At 33.6% G+C, this 6,000-nt stretch carries 6 protein-coding genes; 1 reads left to right on the top strand and 5 read right to left on the bottom strand.

All coding sequences use genetic code 11. The features are described 5' to 3' along the window. The first annotated feature begins 345 nt into the window (after positions 1–345). Positions 346–576 carry a helix-turn-helix domain-containing protein gene (locus tag SAY88_RS18380; protein WP_332633614.1) on the top strand — a complete coding sequence of 77 codons (231 nt, stop codon included), beginning with the start codon at positions 346–348 and terminating at the stop codon, positions 574–576. A gap of 1,526 nt (positions 577–2,102) precedes the next feature. Here SAY88_RS18380 and SAY88_RS18375 read toward each other — a convergent pair. The 5 genes from SAY88_RS18375 to SAY88_RS18355 form a co-directional block, all read right to left on the bottom strand. Further along, a complete protein-coding gene (locus SAY88_RS18375; protein ID WP_332633613.1) occupies positions 2,103–2,939 on the bottom strand; it encodes an HAD-IIB family hydrolase in 837 nt (278 codons plus the stop codon). A gap of 363 nt (positions 2,940–3,302) precedes the next feature. Beyond that, positions 3,303–4,079, bottom strand: coding sequence for an SDR family oxidoreductase (locus tag SAY88_RS18370; protein ID WP_332633612.1), 777 nt, complete (start codon positions 4,077–4,079; stop codon positions 3,303–3,305). A 519-nt stretch (positions 4,080–4,598) separates the two neighbouring features. Further along, on the bottom strand, positions 4,599–4,988 hold the full coding sequence (locus tag SAY88_RS18365; protein ID WP_332633611.1) for a tautomerase family protein: 390 nt from the start codon (positions 4,986–4,988) through the stop codon (positions 4,599–4,601). 205 nt (positions 4,989–5,193) lie between these two features. Then, entirely contained in the window at positions 5,194–5,481 is a 288-nt protein-coding gene (locus SAY88_RS18360) for a hypothetical protein (protein ID WP_332633609.1), read from the bottom strand. Positions 5,482–5,535: 54 nt separating this feature from the next. After that, positions 5,536–6,000 carry a hypothetical protein gene (locus tag SAY88_RS18355; RefSeq protein WP_332633608.1) on the bottom strand — a complete coding sequence of 155 codons (465 nt, stop codon included), beginning with the start codon at positions 5,998–6,000 and terminating at the stop codon, positions 5,536–5,538.

Raw genomic sequence — 6,000 nt, 5'->3', positions numbered from 1 at the left:
CTTATAATTTGACTGCGATCTAGATGGGTAGCATGAAAAACATTCTCCACATACTCTTTGTACACATCCTCATATCTTACCGTCGGTCTATACATATAAACCCCTCCTGACGTCTTGTTGACGTGTATTGACTCCCATTAATACAACTAGCATCACCATTCCATTTTATTGGCGTGACGCTCCCTTCCGTCTTTGGTAAAGGATATGTAAGGGAGTTTTTATTTAGTCCAAATTTTTTGGAATTCCAGACAATTCAATTTTTCAATTATTTCGGATGTTTAATAAATAGGATTTTTGACCATCCTCTTTAGTATTGAATAATCAAATGATAAGGGGTTGTTATAAATGTTTTTCGGATTAGGTAGACGCGGAAGTAAGTTTGGTAGGTTCTTAGATAAACACGGTATAAAACAAAAAGATTTAGCTCAACATAGCGGAATTTCTAAATCAACTATTAGTCGTCTGGTTCAAGGAGATTCTTTTCACCCTTCTATGAAGAATGGGAAAAGAATCATAAAAACATTGAGAGATGTTTTTAAGAAGGATGTTGATTATGATGATTTTTGGAGCGTTTAAGAGGCTGTTAGAGTCGATATCTAATGGCTTTTTATTATTTGAAAAGAAAAATGGACTTCTCATTAAATTCGAGAAATGACTGTTTAAAATTGCGGAGGAATTTCCAAAATAAGTATTAAAGGGGTGTAGTTTGGAATGGGTGAAAAAATCCTTAATTTACAATGTAACTTATTAGTATTGTTTGGAATATTCTTTGCGGTTCGCTTTAATATACACAAAAGAAATATACATACAGGTAGAGGGCTATCCGATCAATACCTTAGAATTTCTTATATCCATCATTATAATTGTTGGAATATATAGACAATTGGAAAAGCAAATAGAATCTAAAGATCAAAAAAGAGTTTAAATGCTCATCTAGGGGTAGTACCAGCGAATCTGTACCACCCGCAATAAGTCGTAACCCCTACATCAGTAGTGAGGGCATTTCTTCCCATTTGATACGAGAATATACGTTCGTATATAATGTATTCAAAAAGGTGATCTTTTGAATCATATAGAGCGTAAAGTTAAACAAATTATACAAAACATACAAATGACAAAAGGTAGGAATCCCACTATAGAAGAATTAGTACAATGGACTGGAAGAGATAAGAAGGATTTACTTGCGATTTTGAGAAGACTTAACAAAATTTAAGTAGAGTATGCGATATTCAACGTCCGTTAATTTGCGTTTTAGACGTTTTTCAAAGCTTTTAACAACTTCTGCAAAATTGGGCTTCATGGAATAACACTCCTTTCCCCTTTATAATATCCAAAATTTTACAATTGTCAATGAGATATAATGTATTATCTGACATGAATTATTATTCCATTTTCTTTAACTAACTCAATTACAGAGTTCAATATAATGAACCATCTCTATCAAATTACCATGTAAAGAAGCCCTCACATCTGTGAAGGCTTCTTCTGCATGTAGTTTATAAATTAGGACTACCTATGGAAAGAAAGGCAGTCATTTTATCAAAATACAGCATGAAAAGAAAGGAGGTGAGTATGTTATATGTTTTATTATCTCTCTATATATTATATAAATTTTTTTAAAGTGTGTTAGTAAGTTGTAGCCCGGTTGTTGAAGATCATGTTTGCATAGACTTGTTGAATAAACAACCCTTTAGAAGTTGAAGAAAGTCATTAGAATGCTAATAAATATCAATATGAAACTAATTAAATACATTTGTTTAAATAATATTTTTTTATTATTCGTAAAGTATATGTCAAATCGCAAAACCCTTGATAAAACTGGTTTTTGCGATTTTTATCGTTTACACATGATTTTATACACTCTAGAATTATTAAGGGTTTTACCTGTTTTAAGTTATGTAAATTATCAACATTTATACATAAAATTATGTATAATTGAAAGACCCCCTTCTCCTATAGATCCTTAGAGCAGACTGATAATTCACAGTTTGCTCTCCTTTTTGTTTGTTATAAATCATTTTTATTAAATTAAAGCACCCGTTTTGTTCCACAAACAATGACCATTTAATTTAAAAACTTATAAAAAATGTTTCCAATCGCTACTATATAACTAGCTCTTTAATGGTGTTAAGTATCCCTTCTGAATAAGAACCTATGGTTAAACGCCCATGTCCATTTTTTGCCTCATTTGTAGCATTCTCAAGTAAATAACCGAACTTTACAGCCTGTAACATTTTTAAGTCATTACCGCTATCACCGAAAGCAATTGCATTTTTTCGGTCTATCTTAAATTTTGCTAATATATATTTCACAATCTCATCTTTTCCAGTTCCTAAAGGTATAAAATCAATATCATATGCATTCTCTGGGTCTCCAGCCAAAGGATTGCATTGATTGATGTTTATGCCAATTTTAAAATCACAAGCAACTTGTCTAATATGATTAAGGTTTAATTGGTCGTCCCCTTCATTCTTGCAGAAATAGTAGTAATTGCTTTTGTATTTTGATGCGCCCATCTGTGATTGGCTATCTAAAACAATATTTTTAGAAGCCAATAAATCAACTATCTCTTTTATTTTACCGGGATGGTAATTGCCATTATCAAACCTGTTAAGCCATTCTACATCAATTTCACCTTGTTTTAACTTGTTGAAATAATGAATTTCCGTCCCCAAATCACTTGCAATAAAATGAGGAAGATACTGAAATCCACCCCTCTTCATTTTTTCAAGAACAGCCTCAATGCTGCTACCCGTTACCAAGCCAAAAAGTAAACCAGAAACCCTACTTTTTTCTACGATAGTCTGTTCTAATGCTCGTATTTGACTTTTTCGTTCAGCTGTTAATTGGTGAGGAAAGTACGTTTCATCAAAATCACTAAATACAATGTACTTAGGATTTGGTACTTCAGGTAAAGTTCTAAAAAGGTTGTAGTCCATAGAGTAACCTCCATAAATTTGAGTTAATCTGTAATATTTCAGAGCTGATGTAGCTTCTATTGGAGAAATAGCACCCAACGCCATTACTATTGGTTCATCATCATATCACTTCTTCAACTCTTGAGCAGTTTAAGTACATTTCTTCACAATTTCACACCAATATTAACATAAATATCCATTTTTATTTATAAGTGTTATTCCGTTAAATGGCCCTTTACATTAAGAAAGGCACTTTTCCTTGTTTCAGAAAAGTGCCCTATTACTGGAATTATTCAGGCCATTGAAAAGAGTTCACACTTATTGAACATTATGCTCCATAGATGAAAAAAACAAATACAAGTGGGCGACCACTAATACGTTAAATCACCAGAAGCCTCCATCTGAATGGATAATTTGCCCCGTAATCCATTCAGATTCTTCACTTGTTAGAAAGACGATTAACTTTGCAGCATCTCTAGGTTCACCGATTCTACCCATCGGGAATTTCGGTAATAAGTGTTCCTTCAACTCACTGTTCATCCATCCACTGTCAGTTGGTCCAGGATCTACAGCATTAACCGTGATTTTAAGTGGTGCTAATTCAAGAGCGACTGATTTAGTAAAAGTAGAAACAGCACCTTTTGTTGTAACATATGCCAAATTGCCAGGCTCAGGTGATTTGTCCTGACCTGACACCATGTTAATAATTCGACCACCATGTTTGCCTTCAATTTGACGAGCAAATTCAACAGTCAAAAGACACGTTCCTCTAACATTTACGCTATAATGAGCATCGATGATGTCTGCATTTATGGAACGAAAATCCACGTCAACGGAATGTGTTGCATTATTCACAAGAATTGATGGAGAACCCAGTTTCTCGTGAACTTCATCAAGCAGTTTCCTCGGTGCATCTGGTTGCGAAAGATCCAATTCCATTGATTCACATCGTACTCCAAAGCTGCGGATCTCCTCCATAAGATGTTGCGACCAATTGGAATCATCATCTATAAAATACTTCATCAGACGATCATAATTTGACCAATGAGTGAAAAAAATGTCTGCGCCTTCTCTGGCTAATTCTCGACATATTGCAGTACCGATGCCCTTTACTCGACTAGCGCCAGTAACAATCGCGATCTTATTCATTAATCGTTTCATAAAAGTCTCTCCTCGCGGAAACACTGAACAAAGTGATATTGGAGATGTATGCTCACCATACAAAAAAACGAATACCCTAAAATAGGCATTCGCTCGGTGTGTTTATAGCACATGAACTCAGCGATCCTATAATGGTTTAAATGAAAATAGACGATTGATCCTTCAATAAAAAAGGAATCAACAAATCCATTCAATTACTTAGCCATTAAAGGATATCTCCCATTAAAGTCCATGCTCCTTTCGTACATCTCCATTCTTATATGGTATTATAATTACCAATTCTAGTAAATTACTCAAAAAAAAACTACCTTGCAAAATTACTTCCCGTTTGCTCAATATGCCTTTCTCCATTTAATGGCCCTTTAAATAAAGATAGAGCGCAATTCTTCACTTCAGAATTGCGCCCGATTGTGGAAGATTGAAATTACAAAAAGCTACAGACAATGGCTCCTTAGTTATTTTACTAAAGCACTTACTTAAAGAAGCTATAAAGGTGGTCACTAATTGACCACCTTTTACTCATACATTAACTTTATAATTAAGTGCTAACTCATCCCCAGGTAATCCCCTTATTCCCCAGTTATGTTTCGGTGTTTCAAAAATTGTTATCTCAACATCTTGAGGGGATATACTCAATTCACTATTTATACGTTTAAATAGTAGGTTAATTAAATATTTTTTAGCTTCTACCGTTCGACCTTCAAACATACTAATCTCAATTACAGTATATGATTCAGTTCTTCCACTCGCAAAATAAAAATCTTCTTTGTCCATAGGGAAAAAGCGATGAAATTTCTTATCCGAAGGAAATTCAAGAGCTTCCACCATACACGAATGAATAACATTCGATAGCGTTTCCTTAATTGGATTTAACCTATCATTAACCCCAAAAATTTTAATTTGTCCCATTCTCATCTCACCTTTCTCTTCTCATCTAAACTAAGCTCAGCTAACAATAGATACTATTCTTTAAAGAAGCAACAAATTCCTTCTTCAAGTATTGCGCCCTATTCATTAAGAAAGAGCGCAATTCTTATTCCAGAAAAGCGCCCGATTGCTGAAGATCGTTGTATCAATCTATTTAAGAAAAGCACCCGTTACCACAATAAGAATTTTAAATTTCAATGTTAAAAACTACCCAAAATAAAACTATTATTCCAAACATCAATAAGCCAAATAGAAAAGCAGCTACCCGATATACTTTAATATGAATATGTTCTGGGAAGATTTTTTTAGTAATCCATAAAAATAACTTCCCAAAGACTTGAAACAACGTAGGATACGCTGACATTATATCTAAGAAGTTCTCATCAGGGTTATATCTCTTAAAAGCATGTTGAAAACCAATGACTCCAAAAAAGCCAAAAATAAGAGTAGCCAATAAAGGTACAAAGAAATCCATCACGTTACCTCACATTTTTCTCTTTTCATTTAAGTATAACACTGTCTGTTCTTTTTAAATTATCCTGTCCTTTACTTGAAAAGAAAAGGGCGCTACCGCAATTTCATCGATTTCAATAATATTTAAGTCTTCAGTGGCTGGAACATTGCTTTCAATATAACCTACTTCATATCCAAAGTCGTCATTAGTAATGACTGTTTGAATTTCCCCATTTTCTTCAAATGGTCCATCCATTTGGACTATTTCTTTGGCTGTCCATTGACCGTCTTCTTTATGAACATCAGCAACCCAAATGTCTTCATCATTCATTGCCCCTCTAAAAACTATTAAGACTAACTCTTCATTTACTTTATGGGAACCATATACATTTATTTCTCTTTCTTTGTTTTCAATCTCTATCGCCTTTAAAGCATCTTCTGGATAATTTGCTGTTTCTTGACTACCTTCTGGACTACTTTCATTACATCCTGCAAGTAAAAAAACAAATGAAATGATTATAAGCATTAAGTTTAACTTCAT

Origin of the sequence: Halalkalibacter flavus (assembly GCF_036663575.1) — a bacterium.
Classification (GTDB): domain Bacteria; phylum Bacillota; class Bacilli; order Bacillales; family Bacillaceae_D; genus Halalkalibacter; species Halalkalibacter flavus.
The sequence above is the reverse complement of the archived record's forward strand: the minus strand, read 5'-3'. Positions and strand labels throughout refer to the sequence as shown.

Coding starts and splice junctions, on each gene's coding strand:
- SAY88_RS18360 (WP_332633609.1), bottom strand. CDS start 5,481: ATGGATTTCTTTGTACCTTTATTGGCTACTCTTATTTTTGGCTTTTTT.
- SAY88_RS18375 (WP_332633613.1), bottom strand. CDS start 2,939: ATGGACTACAACCTTTTTAGAACTTTACCTGAAGTACCAAATCCTAAG.
- SAY88_RS18380 (WP_332633614.1), top strand. CDS start 346: ATGTTTTTCGGATTAGGTAGACGCGGAAGTAAGTTTGGTAGGTTCTTA.
- SAY88_RS18370 (WP_332633612.1), bottom strand. CDS start 4,079: ATGAAACGATTAATGAATAAGATCGCGATTGTTACTGGCGCTAGTCGA.
- SAY88_RS18365 (WP_332633611.1), bottom strand. CDS start 4,988: ATGGGACAAATTAAAATTTTTGGGGTTAATGATAGGTTAAATCCAATT.
- SAY88_RS18355 (WP_332633608.1), bottom strand. CDS start 6,000: ATGAAGTTAAACTTAATGCTTATAATCATTTCATTTGTTTTTTTACTT.